The organism is Dactylosporangium sp. NPDC051541, assembly GCF_044454505.1.
In the GTDB taxonomy this organism is placed as follows: domain Bacteria; phylum Actinomycetota; class Actinomycetes; order Mycobacteriales; family Micromonosporaceae; genus Dactylosporangium.
The window spans coordinates 234,914-247,230 of the sequence record NZ_JBITDU010000008.1; the positions used below are offsets into that span (position 1 = coordinate 234,914).

The following is a 12,317-nucleotide window of genomic DNA, read 5'->3' on the forward strand; positions in this document are numbered from 1 at the left end:
CGCCCCGTGAGCGGATCCTCGATGAGCGGACGACCGTTCAGCGAGAGCCCGGTCCGCGAATTCCGGGTCGGCCGGTGAGTGGTGAGCGGGCCGCCGCCGGGTCAGTACCCGGATCGGACGGCCCGCTTCCAGCAGGTGGGGCAGCAGCAGGCGGCCGAGCGTGCCGGTGCCGCCGGTGAGCACGATTGGTGTGGTCATACCCGGTCGACCCGCGGGCCGGTCACGATGTGACGTGATTCCGGGTGACGTGAGTCAGGCCACTACCGCCCGTTGAACGCGCGCAGCGTCCAGGCGTCGACCTTGCGCCACGCGGCGCGCAGCAGCTGGCGCGCGGCGGCGGGCTGAACGTAAGGCAGCGGAAGCATGGGCATCTCCTGTTCTCGTGACTTGCTTGTGTCGTGATCACTTGTGTCGTGATCACTTGTGTCGTGATCGCTCTTGTTTGATCGCTTCTGTATCGATCCAGTAACCACACTAGATGACGCTCCGTGATCGTTTCCACCTCTCGGCGTGTGGGGAAAATCGCTGTTACACCGCTGGTCGTGCTGCCCCCGCAGGGCCGTGATCGCCTCGTGCGCCGTTCTGTCCGCGCCGCTCCGAATGCCGTCGAGCCACCGGCACCGCCCGCAGCACCCGAGCCGCCAGCACCGCCCGCACTGCCAGCACCGCCCGCACCGCCCGCACTGCCCGCACTGCCCGCACTGCCCGCACTGCCGGCACCGCCCGAACCGCCCGCACCGCCCGCCTGCACCGCACTGCCCGAGCCGCCGGCCCAGTCGCGGCCCGGCCCGCCACGCCGCAGCCCAGCCCAACGCAACCCGGCCGGCCTACCGCAGCCCGGCCCGGCCGGCCTACCGCAGCGAACTCCGCCCCGTCGCCGACACCGAAGGCGAACCGCTCGAAACCTGCGAGCTCCTCCACTACCGGGACCTCGTCACATTCCGGCGGCTTGGCGGGTCGAGGCGGGAGAGGATCAGTCGTCGACGGGAGTGGTGCGGTGGATGAGCGGGAGTGGCTGAACGGGCAGTTCGAGGTGCACCGGGGGCGGCTGCGGGCGGTGGCGTTCCGGATGCTCGGCTCGGCCGCCGAAGCCGACGACGCCGTGCAGGACGCCTGGCTGCGGGTCGATCGGGCCGGCGCGGACGGTGTGGACAACGTCGGTGCCTGGCTCACCACGATCGTCGCCCGGGTCTGTCTCAATCAGCTGCGTTCGCGCACCCAGCGGCGGGAGGACCCGCTCGATGTGCACGTGCCCGACCCGATCGTCAGCCCGGCGGCCGGTGTCGACCCGGAGCACGAGGCGCTGCTGGCCGACTCGGTCGGTCTGGCGCTGCTCGTCGTGCTCGAAACGCTCACGCCGGCTGAGCGGCTGGCGTTCGTGCTGCACGATATGTTCGCGGTGCCGTTCGAGGAGATCGCGCCGATGCTCGAACGCACACCCGCGGCTGCGCGGCAGCTCGCGAGCCGGGCGCGGCGGCGGGTCCAGGGGCGTCCGACCGCGCCCGATCCGGACGTGGCCCGGCAGCGCGCGGTCGTCGACGCGTTCTTCGCCGCCTCGCGCGGCGGCGACTTCGCGGCGCTGGTCGGACTGCTCGATCCGGACATCATCCTGCGCTCGGACGGCGGCGCGGCGCGCGCGAAGTTCACGTTCACCCTGCACGGTCCTGAGCAGGTCGCGACCCAGGCCCTGGCGTCGTCGCGGTTGTCGCCGTTCGTCTACCCGGCGCTGGTCAACGGCGCCGCGGGCGTGGTCGTCGCCACCGCACCGGACCGCCCGCTGTTCGTGATGGCGTTCACGGTCACCGAAGACCGCATCGTCGCCATCGACGTGCTCGCCGACCCTGACCGGCTGCGCGGACTGGACCTCGCCGCCCTGCGCGCCGGCGGTACCGTCGGGGAATGATCCGAAAGCGGATGCTCATCTCCGGCCGCGTCCAAGGTGTCTACTACCGCGACACCTGCCGTCAGGTCGCGCGGGCGCACGGGGTCGCCGGCTGGGTGCGCAACCTCCCCGACGGCCGCGTCGAGGCCGTCTTCGAGGGCGACGAGGGCCCGGTCGCGGCGCTGCTGACCTGGTGCGGCGACGGCCCGCCGGAGGCGAACGTGACCGGCGTCGAAGCCCGCGACGAGTCGGTCGAAGGCCTCAACAGCTTCGAGATCCGCCGATAGGCACCGCAACCGGCTTCGAAACCGCCGATAGGCACCACAACCGGCTTCGAAACCCGCCGATAGAACGGCAACCGGTCGCGGCGCTGCTGACCTGGTGCTGCGAGGGCCCACCGGAGGCGAACGTGACCGGCGTCGAAGCCCGCGACAAGCCTGTCCAAGGCCTCAACAGCTTCGAGATCCGCCGATAGGCACCGCAAAGTGCCTTCTTCCGGGGGTACCGCCCAATGCCTAGCGTTCCCCACATGACCAGCTACACCGTCCACACCTACACCGCCGCCGAACGTGGCCTGTTCGTCAACAGCTACCTCCTCGAGTCCGCCGACGCCGTCGTCCTCGTCGACGCCGGTCTGCTCGTGCCCGACGCCCGTGCGCTCAAGGCCCGCATCGACGCGCTCGGCAAGCCGCTCGCGGCCGCGTTCGTCACCCACGCCCACCCGGATCACTTCAACGGCCTGCCGTTCGTCGTCCCGGCCGACGTCCCGGTCTACTCGACCGCCGACGTCGCCGCGACGATCGCCGCGATCGCCGAGCCGAAGCGCGCGCAGTGGTCGCCGGTGTACGGCGCCGACTGGCCCGCCGAGCACCGCGTCCCCGAGCGGACCGTCGGCGACGGCGACACCGTGGAGGCCGGCGGCATCGCGTTCACCGTCCACGCCGTGGGCGCCGCCGAGAGCCACGCGGACTCCTACCTCCTGGCCGGCGGCAACGCGTTCATCGGCGACCTGGCGTTCCACGGCGTCCACCCGTACACCGCGGACGGCCACACCGGCGCCTGGCTGTCCACACTGGACGACCTGACCGATCGCCTGGCCGGCACGCTGCTGCACCCCGGCCACGGCCGCCCCGGCACCACCGCGATCCTCGCCGACCAGCGCCGCTACCTGCTCATGTACCGGGAGGCCGTCCAACGCCTGGCCGCCGGCGCACCCACCTTGACCGATGAGGCCAAGGCCGAGCTCACGGCCCTCATGACGAGCTTCCTGCCGAGCGCTCCCCTCGAGTGGATGATCGCCCTGGGCGCGGACGCGGTCGCCGCCGAGCTCACCGGGGTCCCCGCGTAGGGACGATCACCTGGGCGCGGGCGCCGTCGCCGCCGAGCTCACCAGGGTTCCCGCGTGGGAATGATCGCCCTGGGGGCGCGGACGCGGTCGCCGCCGAACTCGCCGGGGTCCCCGCGTAGGGTGCCCGCTCCTGGACGCAGGTCCAACGCCACCGGGGAGTCCGGCGCGCGGTGGTTGAACCCGGGCCGGCCGGCGTACGTGCTGGCTGGTATGCGTCATCTCAGAAGAATCGTGCTCATGCTCGCCGGCGTCGCCGGGCTCGTGGCGGTGGCGGCCGGGCCCGCGGTGGCCGGGACGAGTTTCAACCACGCGTGGCCCGACGAGCGCGGCTGACGCCATGTGGACGCTCGTCCGGCCGGCGTGGCCGGCTCCGGTTCTGATGGCCGTCGGCGCGCCGCGGCGCTCGCTGGTGACCCTCGCGCGGGCGCGGCGGGCGCACCGGCGCGCGCTGCGGCTGGCCAATGCCGAGCGGCACGCGGAGGCGGTGGTCGCGGCGGAGGCGGCGGTGCGGCTGCTCGAGTCGGCGGGCCGGCCGCGGGAGCTGGCGGCGGCCCGGATGACGCTCGGGGACCTGCGCTTCCAGCTCGGTGAGCACGCGGCCGCGGTCGAGGCGTTCTCGGCGGCCGGGGCGGAGGGGCTGCTGCCGCTCGGCAACTGCCTACGGGTGCTGGGGCGGTTCGCGGAGGCCGAGTTCGCCCTCGCGGCCGCGCCGGCCCGGCCCGCGACCCGCAACGCGTTCGGGGTGCTGTGCAAGGACACCGGGCGGTACGAGGAGGCGGCCCGGCATTATGCGGCCGCCCTCGCCGACCCGGCCCTGCACGGGGTCGTCCACCACAACCTGGCCGGGCTCGCCCACGCGCAGGGGCGATACGAGGAGGCCCTCATCGCCGCCCTGACCGCGCTGGTCTGGCACGCGCGGGAGCGCGGCTGCAACTCACCGGAGGTCGCGGCCGACGCGGCGGTGCTGGGCGCGATCCAGCTCGGCCTCGGGCGGCTCGACGACGCGGCCGCCTCGCTGGGCCGCGCTCGGGACATCTGGCAGCGACGGTACGGCCCCGAGCACTACGAGACCCGCATCTGCCGCCGCGGCCTGGCCGCAGTCGAGCGGGCCCGGCAGCGAGCCTGAGGGTCACCCCAGACCGAGCAGACGCGGCAGCGCGCCTGAGGGGTCACCCAAGAACGGAGCCGGGCGTCAGGCCGACTCGAGGACCGCGCGCATCTCCTCGATGCCGACCGACACGCGGGCCTCGACGCCGGGTGCGCGGTCGTGGGGCAGGACGTCGGTCACCCAGACCAGGCGCGACTGCGCGCCGTCGGCGTGGGCGAAGACCTGGAACGCGGCGTGGTGATGGCGCAGCTCCATGCGGCCGGGGCCCTGCACCGAATACGACATGCGCCGTTGCTCGTGATCGACGGCGACGATCAGCTCCCGGACCTCGGTGCCGTCGGGCATCGTGAGGATCCGCTCGTCACCCTCGATCCGCGCGGCCGCGACCCGTCCGGGCAGCAGGCGCCGGTGGACGTTGCCGACGTCCGCGATCGCCGCCCACACCGCGTCCGGGTGCGCCGCCACGATGGTCTCGACCGTCACCGACGCCATGCGCGGCAGTCTACGGCCACCCGACGTGCCGCAGTCTACGGCCACCCGACGTGCGGCGCGGGGGCGGGCGCCGACAGGACCCGGCCGCTGGTGCCGCCGAACGGGTCCTGCGGGTTCCACCGCGCGGCCAGCATGAACAGTGTGCGGCCGTCGTCGCCGCCGAGCATGACCGCGAACGGCGGCCGGTCCAGCTCCACCCGGTCGAGGATCTGGCCGCCCTCCGCGACCCGGATCGCCGCGGTCCCGCCGTCGGACGTCCACACCGCGCCGTCGGCGTCCAGGCAGATCCCGTCCGGGCCGATGCCGTCCGCGAACACCCGCCGGCGGCCGAGCGACCCGTCGGCGGCGATGTCGAACGCGGTGAGGCGGCCGGCGAACGACTCGGAGATGATGAGTGTCCCGTTGTCGGGCGTGACCGCCATGCCGTTGGGGAAGGCGATGTCGTGTCCCTGCTGGTGTACTGTGCCGTCGGGCCTGACCAGCGCGATGAACCCGGGCACATAGCCGGGCCGCTCGGTCAGCGGCCGCGGGTCGTCGGGGTCGAGGTTCCGCATGAACTCGAGCAGGTCGAAGCCGGCCCCGTTGACGTAGATGTTGCCCCGCCCGTCGACGACGAGCTCGTTGAGCCCGGCCGGCAGCCCGGACAGGTCGGCGTGCGGCACCCATGACCCGTCGTCCTCGCGGCGCAGCAGCCGATGCTCCGCGTCCGCGTTCTTCGGGACCACGAGCATGCGGCCGTCCGGCAGCCAGCCGATCGTATGGGGGTCGACGGCGGGCTCGTGCAGTACCACCGCCGCATCGCCTTTGGTCGTGACGGCGATGACCTGTCCGGCTCCCCAGTGGCAGAGCCAGAGCCGGCCGTCGTGCCATCGCGGTGACTCGACCAGGCGCAGGCCGTCGAGCAGCACTCGTGTGTTCGTCATGCCGCCTATACGAACGGGCGGGGCCGCGGATCGACAGCGCGGATCGCGGTCCGGTTGAGCCAGCGGAGGACCTCGTTGGCGTGGGTCGGCGGGGCCGGGATCGGGTGGAAGACGTGCTCGATCCGGCCGTCGGTGACGACCAGGGTCAGGCGGCGGTAGAAGGTGCGGCCGGCGGCCGTGTGCGTCGGGAGGCCCAGGGCGGCGGCCAGGGTCAGGCGCGGGTCGGGGATCAGCGGGTACGGCAGGCGGAGGCGGTGGGCCAGCTCCTGCTGGTAGCCGGCCGACTGGGCGGACAGGCCGAAGACGCGGGCGGCGCCGGCGGTCAGCAGTTCCCCGTGGTGGTCGCGGAACCAGCGGACCTGCTCCGGGTCGCGGGCGCCGGGGATCTCGAGGAGGCCGTCGCGCAGGTCGACGCCGTGGCGGCCGGTCAGCGGGTAGACGAACAGGATCGTGCGGCCGGGGCCGAAGTGGCGGAAGTGCACCGCGTCGCCGTTCGTCGCGAAGACCCGCTCGTCCGGCAGTTCCCGGCCGACCAGGTCGCCCGGCATGACCGCGGCCGACGCCAGGGCCAGCCGCGCCTCCAGAGCGTCGCGCTGGGCGATGAGCTGGCCGATCCGGGTCTGCAAACCCAGAATCGCGCTACGGTACGTCTCCAGGGCCGCCGCCCGCACGTGTGACTCGTCCGCGCCGGCGGCGATGCTCTCGACGAACGGCCTGGTCTCCTCAACGCTCAGGCCGAGGGCGGTCAGTTCGCGGATCTGCACGACGAGTCGTTCGGCGATCGGGTCGTATTCGCGATAGCCGTTGGACAGGCGGCGCGGCACGACGAGACCCACCGACTCGTAGTATCGCAGCGCCCGTATCGTGGTGCCGGAGCGCCGCGCCAGTTCACCCGCGCGCATGCGATCGACCCTAAACCCGGACCCTAGGGTCCGGGTCAAGGTGAGCGTCATCGCGTCGCGCACACCGGCCCTGAGCTGCCAGGATTCCGGCCATGACAACCATCGAAACGGTCACCGCCCGGCAGATCCTGGACAGCCGCGGCAACCCGACGGTCGAGGTCGACGTGCGCCTCGCCGACGGTTCGCTGGGCCGGGCCGCGGTGCCCTCGGGGGCGTCGACCGGGGCCGCGGAGGCCCTGGAGCTGCGCGACGGCGACCCGCGGCGCTTCCACGGCAAGGGGGTGGCGACCGCGGTCGGCAACGCCGCCGGGCCTCTCGCGGACGCCGTGCGCGGACTCGACGCCGAGGATCAGTCAGCGGTCGACGCGGCTTTGATTGCCTGCGATGGTACTGCGACGAAGAGCCGCCTGGGCGCGAACGCGATCCTCGGGGTGTCCCTGGCCACGGCCAAGGCCGCCGCGGCCGCGCGGCGCGTTCCGCTGTACCGCTACCTCAACCCGGCCGCCACCCGGCTACCGCTGCCGATGATCAACATCGTGAACGGCGGTGCGCACGCCGACAACCCGCTCGACTTCCAGGAGTTCATGATCGCGCCGGTGGGGGCGACGACCTTCTTCGAGGCGGTGCGGATCGGCTCCGAGGTCTTCCACACGCTGCGCCGTTCGCTGGCCGCGGCCGGGCACAACACCAACGTCGGCGACGAGGGCGGGTTCGCGCCCCAGTGCACGACGGCCGAGGAGGCCCTCGCGTTCGTCACCGAGGCGATCGCGGCCACCGGCTACGAGCCCGGCACCGATGTGGCCATCTGCCTCGACCCGGCGGCGTCGGAGTTCTTCAAGGGCGGCACCTACGAATACGCGGGCGAGGGGGTGAGCCGGTCCGTCGGCGAGCACGTCGACTACCTGTCCGGGCTGCTGCGGCAATACCCGATCGTCTCCATCGAGGACGGCCTGGCCCAGGACGACCTGGCCGGCTGGCGCACACTCACCGAACGCGAGGGCGCAGCGACGCAGCTGGTCGGCGACGACGTGTTCTGCAGCGACGCCGCGCGGCTGCGGGCCGGGGTCGACGGCGGCTACGCCAACGCGATCCTGGTGAAGGTCAACCAGGTCGGCACCCTCACCGAGGCACTGTCCACCGTGGACGTGGCGCAGCGCGCCGGCTACCGGGTGGTCATGTCGCACCGCTCCGGCGAGACCGAGGACACCACGATCGCCGACCTCGCCGTCGCCACCGGCTGCGGCCAGATCAAGACCGGGTCGGTGTCGCGATCGGACCGCACCGCGAAGTACAACCGGCTGATCCGCATCGAGGAGGAGCTGGCCGGCCGGGCCGAGTTCACGCCGGTCTTCTGAGGTCCCAGTCGAGGTACCAGAGGTGGGCGACGCCGTCCAGGCCGCCGGACAGCGCGTTCCAGTCGGGTGCGAGCAGGTCCACGGCCTGGGCCTCGCCGGTCGGGCCGGACAGCGTACGCACCAGCGTCCCGTCCACAGTGGAGTAGACGCGGAGCCGGGTGTCGCGGCCGGCGGTGATCGCGTAGCGGCCGTCGCCGGTGACGGTGACCGCGTTGACGCCGCCCGGCCGGACGTCGAGCGGGCTGTGCTCGGCCGAGACCGGGGCCCACCGCCGCAACGTGTTGTCGTGGCCGGCCGAGACGAGGAAGTCGGTGCCGAACGCGGCCGAGGTGATCGCACCCCGGTGGCCGGGGTAGGCGTTGACCAGCTCGCCGGCCGGGATCGACCACAGCCGCAGCACCGCGTCGTAGCCGCCGCTGAGCGCGTGCTGCCCGCCGGGGCTGAACGCCACCGTCTTCACCGCGTCCGTGTGCCCGGCGAGCTCGGCGACGACGGTGGCCGTGGCCGGGTCGACGAGGAGCAGGCGGCGGCCGGCGCCGACGAGGGCGAGGCGGCCGTCGGGGCTGAACGCGACCGCCCAGACCGCGTGGCCGAGGCCGTCGAGGACGCCGGTGCACTCGCCGGTGCCGGCCCGCCAGAATCGCGCGGTCCGGTCCTGGCCGCCGGTGAGCACGGTGGTGGAGTCGTGGACGGCGACGGCGTGGACGCGGCCGTCGTGCCCGTCGAGGACCCGGCTGCCGGCGCCGGACCAGACCCGGGCCGTGCCGTCCCAGCTGCCGGTGACCGCGCAGCGCCGGTCCAGGGCGACGGCGACGATCGGCGCGGTGTGGCCGGTCAGCGTCCGGGCCGCCCACGCCGTGCGCAGGCCGGACCGCACGCAGGGGCCGAGCTCCTGCCAGGCGAGGAGGGCCCGCTTGTCCCGCTCGTAGCCGGGGACGGTCCGGGCCGTCCGCAGCGTTTCCAGGGCGTCGGCGCCGGGTCGTCGCGCCGCCTGGAGGAGCTCCTCGAACCGCTGGGCGTCGGCGGCCCGCTCCGCGTCCGTGCGCTCGGGGCTGGGGCGGGCCGGGGCACGGTACACCCCGGGCAGGAACCACCGGCGTTCGATGCCGGTCACGGCGCCGGTCCGGGCGGTGCCGCCGTCGGGGGCGATCCACACGCCGGCGACCTGCCCGCCGGCGGCGTAGGTGCGCAGGCAGCGGCCGGTGAGCTCCCAGTATCGCGCGGTGCCGTCGTAGCCGCCGGTGAGCAGGTGCCGGCCGTCGGGTGCGACCGCCAGGCTGCGCACGCCGCCCCGGTGCCCGCGCAGCGTCCGCACCTCCTGTCCACTGTGGACGTCCCAGACGTGGATCGCCTTGGCGTCGGTACCGATGGCGTATCGGCCGTCCGGTGTGCAGGCGACCGCGTCCGCGCGCAGGTCGGCCGGCCACGCCGCGACGAGCCGGCCGGACCGGGTGTCCCAGAGCCGGAACCCCTCGAACAGGCCGACGAGGGCGAGCCCGTTCGCGGCCGGCGCGACGCAGTTGACGGCCGCGTCCTGCGGCAGCACGGCCGTCACCGCGCGCTCCCGCAGCGACCACACCCGCAGCGTCCGGTCGTAGCCACCGGACAGCAGCGTGTCACCGCCGGGGTCGAGGGCCAGGGCCATGATGTCCCGGTCGTGCCCGTCGAGCACGCCGAGTGACGAGCCGGTCGCCAGGTCCCAGAGCCGGACCACCGCGTCACGGCCCGCGGCCAGCACGCACGATCGTTCTTCATCGATGGCCAGGGCTCGAATCTCACCCTCCGCGCCGGTCAGCTCACGCTCCAGCACCCCGTCCCGCCAGATCCGCAGGACCCGGTCGGCGTGCCCGGTGACGGCGAGGTGACCGTCCGCCGAATAGGCGAGCGCCATGTCCGGAAGGTCTCGGTTGGACCGGGGCGGCGGCAACCACGGGAGGTGCACCTCGGCGGCCGGCGCGGCGTCGGGCCCGCCCCGTTCGCGCTGCACCTCGGCCAGCAGGCCGGCCATCTCCGGCTCGTCGAGCTCGTCGACCAGCTGCTCGTCGGTGATCCGCCCGGCCCGCCACCGCAGCAGCCCGAAGTTGTACACGGCGGCCGGGTGGCGGGGGTCGGCGTCGAGCGCGGCCGCGAACAGCTTCGACGCCGCGGTCGGGTCGCCCGCGTCCAGCGCGGCCAGGGCCAGGTCGTTGAGCTCGTCGGCCGGCATCCGGATATCCTGCCACGCATGGCGTGGTCACCCACGGAGGACCAGAACCGGCGGCTCCTGCGGGCCCGGGACGCGATGGACCGCGACTACGCCCAGCGCCTCGACCTGCCCGCCCTCGCCCGGCTCGCGTACATGTCCGAGGGCCACTTCAGCCGCACGTTCCGGACCACGTTCGGTGAGACCCCGCACCACTACCTGCAACGCCGCCGCATCGAGCGGGCCATGGCCCGGCTGCGCGACCCGGCGAGCTCGGTCACCGACGTCGGCCTCCAGGTCGGGTTCGAGAGCCTGGGCGCGTTCAGCCGCGCGTTCAAGGCCGTCACCGGCGTGTCACCGTCGCACTACCGGGCGCAGCGACGCACCGCGCACGCGCCGGTGTGCTTCGTGAAGACGTGGCTGCGACCGGTCAGTTTCGGCGAAGCCAGGACCGCCGCCCCGCCCGTACGGTGAGGGCATGTTCAACACGATCTCGCTCACCACGGTGCGGGTCCTCGACCAGGACGAGGCCCTCGACTTCTACGTCGGCACGCTCGGCTTCGAGGTGCGCGACGACGTCGACATGGGGTTCATGCGGTGGCTGACCGTCGCGCTGCCGGCCGAACCGGACCGCCGGCTGATCCTGGAGCTGGTCGGCCCGCCGTCGATGAGCGAGGAGACCGCGGCGCAGCTGCGCGACCTGCTCACGAAGGGCGCCCTCGGCGTGGCCGCCATCCTGACCACCGACGACTGCCAGGCCGTCCACGACACCCTCAAGGCGAAGGGCGTCGAGTTCACCCAGGACGTCGAACGGCAGCCCTACGGCATCGACTGCTCCTTCCGCGACCCCTTCGGCAACCACATCCGCGTCACCCAGCCCGTCCAGGGCCCGATCACCGTCACCGACGAGGACATCGCCCGCTGGGCCGGCGACCGCCAGCCGTAGCGCTCGTCACCACGGGAGATCCTTGACGAGCGCCAGCTCCTCGGCCTCGAGCCGGCCGAGGTGTTGTTCGACGAAGGCCAGCCGCTCGGGTGAAAGCCCCTCCGGCCGCTCATCGTCGTAGAGCAGCGCCACGGCCGTTTCGGAGAACTCTTCGCGCGGATGGGTGGCGGCGTATTCGTTCATCGGGTGCTGACCGGCAGCGTAGGTGCGGGCGCACAGGGACTCCCACTCCGCCTGCTCGTCCTTCGTGAGGTGCTTTCCGTAAACCACGTGGGCAACCTCATGGACGAGCGTCCGTCGCAGCAATCGTCGTTCGTCCCCGGCCGGGTGGCCGTCCGGGCTTCCATACAGCTCGATCCTCGGCGGTAGTCCCGGCCGGAACCACGTTGCCCCGACCCAGTTCGGCTTCGGTCGCCGCTCCGGCACGAACCTCACACTGCCGATGCCGGCCAGGACATGCACCGGGAACCGCTGCAGGCCCGGCACCACGAAGCCGGCCGTTTGCGCGTCGAGCCCCTGCAGCTCCATGTGTTGGAGCGCGGCGAAGCGGGCGGTCTCGCGCCGGAGCTTCTCGTCGGCGGCGTCGGCGGCTTTCACGGCCAGGCCGCCGAGGGTGACGGTCCGGGGGCCACCGCCGCCGCAGTTCGCCGACGCGTAGTCGCGGGCCAGCTTGCCGCCGCTCATCAGCTGGGTGGCCGCGCGGGTGCAGGCCCGCGCGGCCGCGTCCAGGGCGGCCGCCGCGGCGTGGCCCGCGGTGCGGTCCCCGGTCCCGGCGATCGTCATCCGCGCGCTCGTCATCGCCAGCTGCCGGGCGTGTTCGTGCAGGGCGGCGGCCAGTCCATCGGTGTTGTCGCCGAGGAACCGCACGGCCTCGCACAACTGCCCCAGCTGGGACTGGCCACCGGTCACAGCGACGCCGCGTAGCGCGCTGCCGCCGCGGCCGCCGCCTGCAGCGCCTGGACGGCCTGGTCCACCTCCTTCTCGGCCGCCTGCAGCGTCGCGATCATGTCCTGGTCGACCCGCTGGGCGCTGCCGCCGATGACGGCGCTGACCTGGCCGACGGCCTGCGAGAACTTGGGTTTGAAGGCGCTCAGGCCCTGTGCCTGGGCGCGGGCCTGCTGGCCGAGCTGGTCGATCTGCTGCTTGAGCTGGTTGAGCTGCGACATGTCGGCTCCAGTT

15 protein-coding genes are annotated in these 12,317 nt (G+C 73.4%); 8 read left to right on the forward strand and 7 right to left on the reverse strand.

Features of this window, described 5'->3' with window-relative positions:
* The coding region (locus ACIA8L_RS32825) for an NAD-dependent epimerase/dehydratase family protein (protein ID WP_395910489.1) at window positions 1-198 on the reverse strand (198 nt) is incomplete at its 3' end.
* Between the two features lie 799 nt (window positions 199-997).
* Between ACIA8L_RS32825 and ACIA8L_RS32830 the strand changes: the two genes are divergently transcribed.
* The 5 genes from ACIA8L_RS32830 (at window position 998) to ACIA8L_RS32850 (ending at window position 4,356) form a co-directional block, all read left to right on the forward strand.
* Window positions 998-1,903, forward strand: a complete 906-nt coding sequence (locus tag ACIA8L_RS32830; RefSeq protein ID WP_395910491.1) for a sigma-70 family RNA polymerase sigma factor — start codon at window positions 998-1,000, stop codon at window positions 1,901-1,903.
* The gene (locus ACIA8L_RS32835) at window positions 1,900-2,169 is read left to right on the forward strand and encodes an acylphosphatase (protein WP_395910493.1); all 270 of its coding nucleotides are present in this window, start codon (window positions 1,900-1,902) and stop codon (window positions 2,167-2,169) included. Before ACIA8L_RS32830 ends, ACIA8L_RS32835 begins: the two co-directional genes overlap by 4 nt.
* Window positions 2,170-2,411: 242 nt before the next feature.
* Window positions 2,412-3,230: an MBL fold metallo-hydrolase gene (locus ACIA8L_RS32840; protein ID WP_395910494.1), complete on the forward strand. Its 819-nt coding sequence runs from the start codon at window positions 2,412-2,414 to the stop codon at window positions 3,228-3,230.
* 210 nt (window positions 3,231-3,440) lie between these two features.
* The gene (locus ACIA8L_RS32845) at window positions 3,441-3,563 is read left to right on the forward strand and encodes a hypothetical protein (RefSeq protein WP_395910496.1); all 123 of its coding nucleotides are present in this window, start codon (window positions 3,441-3,443) and stop codon (window positions 3,561-3,563) included.
* A 4-nt stretch (window positions 3,564-3,567) separates the two neighbouring features.
* Window positions 3,568-4,356 carry a tetratricopeptide repeat protein gene (locus ACIA8L_RS32850; protein ID WP_395910498.1) on the forward strand — a complete coding sequence of 263 codons (789 nt, stop codon included), beginning with the start codon at window positions 3,568-3,570 and terminating at the stop codon, window positions 4,354-4,356.
* A 66-nt stretch (window positions 4,357-4,422) separates the two neighbouring features.
* Here ACIA8L_RS32850 and ACIA8L_RS32855 read toward each other — a convergent pair whose 3' ends face one another.
* The 3 genes from ACIA8L_RS32855 to ACIA8L_RS32865 are packed head-to-tail and all read right to left on the reverse strand — an operon-like array spanning window position 4,423 to window position 6,655.
* A complete protein-coding gene (locus ACIA8L_RS32855; protein ID WP_395910500.1) occupies window positions 4,423-4,830 on the reverse strand; it encodes an SRPBCC family protein in 408 nt (135 codons plus the stop codon).
* Between the two features lie 35 nt (window positions 4,831-4,865).
* Complete coding sequence (locus ACIA8L_RS32860; RefSeq protein WP_395910501.1) at window positions 4,866-5,753, reverse strand: SMP-30/gluconolactonase/LRE family protein; 888 nt, start codon at window positions 5,751-5,753, stop codon at window positions 4,866-4,868.
* Window positions 5,754-5,758: 5 nt separating this feature from the next.
* Window positions 5,759-6,655: a MerR family transcriptional regulator gene (locus ACIA8L_RS32865; protein ID WP_395910502.1), complete on the reverse strand. Its 897-nt coding sequence runs from the start codon at window positions 6,653-6,655 to the stop codon at window positions 5,759-5,761.
* Between the two features lie 92 nt (window positions 6,656-6,747).
* Between ACIA8L_RS32865 and eno the strand changes: the two genes are divergently transcribed.
* The gene (gene eno / locus ACIA8L_RS32870; RefSeq protein WP_395910504.1) at window positions 6,748-8,010 is read left to right on the forward strand and encodes a phosphopyruvate hydratase; all 1,263 of its coding nucleotides are present in this window, start codon (window positions 6,748-6,750) and stop codon (window positions 8,008-8,010) included.
* On the opposite strand, the gene ACIA8L_RS32875 is transcribed toward eno, so the two are convergent.
* Window positions 7,994-10,216: a hypothetical protein gene (locus ACIA8L_RS32875; protein WP_395910505.1), complete on the reverse strand. Its 2,223-nt coding sequence runs from the start codon at window positions 10,214-10,216 to the stop codon at window positions 7,994-7,996. The two genes, eno and ACIA8L_RS32875, sit on opposite strands and share 17 nt — an antisense overlap.
* 18 nt (window positions 10,217-10,234) lie before the next feature.
* Here ACIA8L_RS32875 and ACIA8L_RS32880 point away from each other — a divergent pair, with 18 nt between their 5' ends.
* Together ACIA8L_RS32880 and ACIA8L_RS32885 are read left to right on the forward strand one after the other, a co-directional pair.
* Window positions 10,235-10,666 (forward strand): helix-turn-helix domain-containing protein, encoded by a 432-nt coding sequence (locus ACIA8L_RS32880; protein ID WP_395910507.1) that lies wholly within the window; start codon window positions 10,235-10,237, stop codon window positions 10,664-10,666.
* A gap of 4 nt (window positions 10,667-10,670) precedes the next feature.
* Entirely contained in the window at window positions 10,671-11,138 is a 468-nt protein-coding gene (locus ACIA8L_RS32885; RefSeq protein WP_395910509.1) for a VOC family protein, read from the forward strand.
* A gap of 6 nt (window positions 11,139-11,144) precedes the next feature.
* On the opposite strand, the gene ACIA8L_RS32890 is transcribed toward ACIA8L_RS32885, so the two are convergent.
* Together ACIA8L_RS32890 and ACIA8L_RS32895 are read right to left on the reverse strand one after the other, a co-directional pair.
* On the reverse strand, window positions 11,145-12,047 hold the full coding sequence (locus tag ACIA8L_RS32890) for a hypothetical protein (protein ID WP_395910510.1): 903 nt from the start codon (window positions 12,045-12,047) through the stop codon (window positions 11,145-11,147).
* Window positions 12,044-12,304: a hypothetical protein gene (locus ACIA8L_RS32895; protein ID WP_395910512.1), complete on the reverse strand. Its 261-nt coding sequence runs from the start codon at window positions 12,302-12,304 to the stop codon at window positions 12,044-12,046. The genes ACIA8L_RS32890 and ACIA8L_RS32895 overlap by 4 nt, the downstream gene beginning before the upstream one ends.
* Between the last annotated feature and the right edge of the window lie 13 nt (window positions 12,305-12,317).

What these genes read in the sequence shown, in the direction of transcription:
- ACIA8L_RS32855 (WP_395910500.1), bottom strand. Translation starts at nt 4,830, where the DNA reads ATGGCGTCGGTGACGGTCGAGACCATCGTGGCGGCGCACCCGGACGCG.
- ACIA8L_RS32850 (WP_395910498.1), top strand. Translation starts at nt 3,568, where the DNA reads ATGTGGACGCTCGTCCGGCCGGCGTGGCCGGCTCCGGTTCTGATGGCC.
- ACIA8L_RS32835 (WP_395910493.1), top strand. Translation starts at nt 1,900, where the DNA reads ATGATCCGAAAGCGGATGCTCATCTCCGGCCGCGTCCAAGGTGTCTAC.
- ACIA8L_RS32895 (WP_395910512.1), bottom strand. Translation starts at nt 12,304, where the DNA reads ATGTCGCAGCTCAACCAGCTCAAGCAGCAGATCGACCAGCTCGGCCAG.
- ACIA8L_RS32860 (WP_395910501.1), bottom strand. Translation starts at nt 5,753, where the DNA reads ATGACGAACACACGAGTGCTGCTCGACGGCCTGCGCCTGGTCGAGTCA.
- eno (WP_395910504.1), top strand. Translation starts at nt 6,748, where the DNA reads ATGACAACCATCGAAACGGTCACCGCCCGGCAGATCCTGGACAGCCGC.
- ACIA8L_RS32875 (WP_395910505.1), bottom strand. Translation starts at nt 10,216, where the DNA reads ATGCCGGCCGACGAGCTCAACGACCTGGCCCTGGCCGCGCTGGACGCG.
- ACIA8L_RS32845 (WP_395910496.1), top strand. Translation starts at nt 3,441, where the DNA reads ATGCGTCATCTCAGAAGAATCGTGCTCATGCTCGCCGGCGTCGCCGGG.
- ACIA8L_RS32880 (WP_395910507.1), top strand. Translation starts at nt 10,235, where the DNA reads ATGGCGTGGTCACCCACGGAGGACCAGAACCGGCGGCTCCTGCGGGCC.
- ACIA8L_RS32885 (WP_395910509.1), top strand. Translation starts at nt 10,671, where the DNA reads ATGTTCAACACGATCTCGCTCACCACGGTGCGGGTCCTCGACCAGGAC.
- ACIA8L_RS32865 (WP_395910502.1), bottom strand. Translation starts at nt 6,655, where the DNA reads ATGCGCGCGGGTGAACTGGCGCGGCGCTCCGGCACCACGATACGGGCG.
- ACIA8L_RS32840 (WP_395910494.1), top strand. Translation starts at nt 2,412, where the DNA reads ATGACCAGCTACACCGTCCACACCTACACCGCCGCCGAACGTGGCCTG.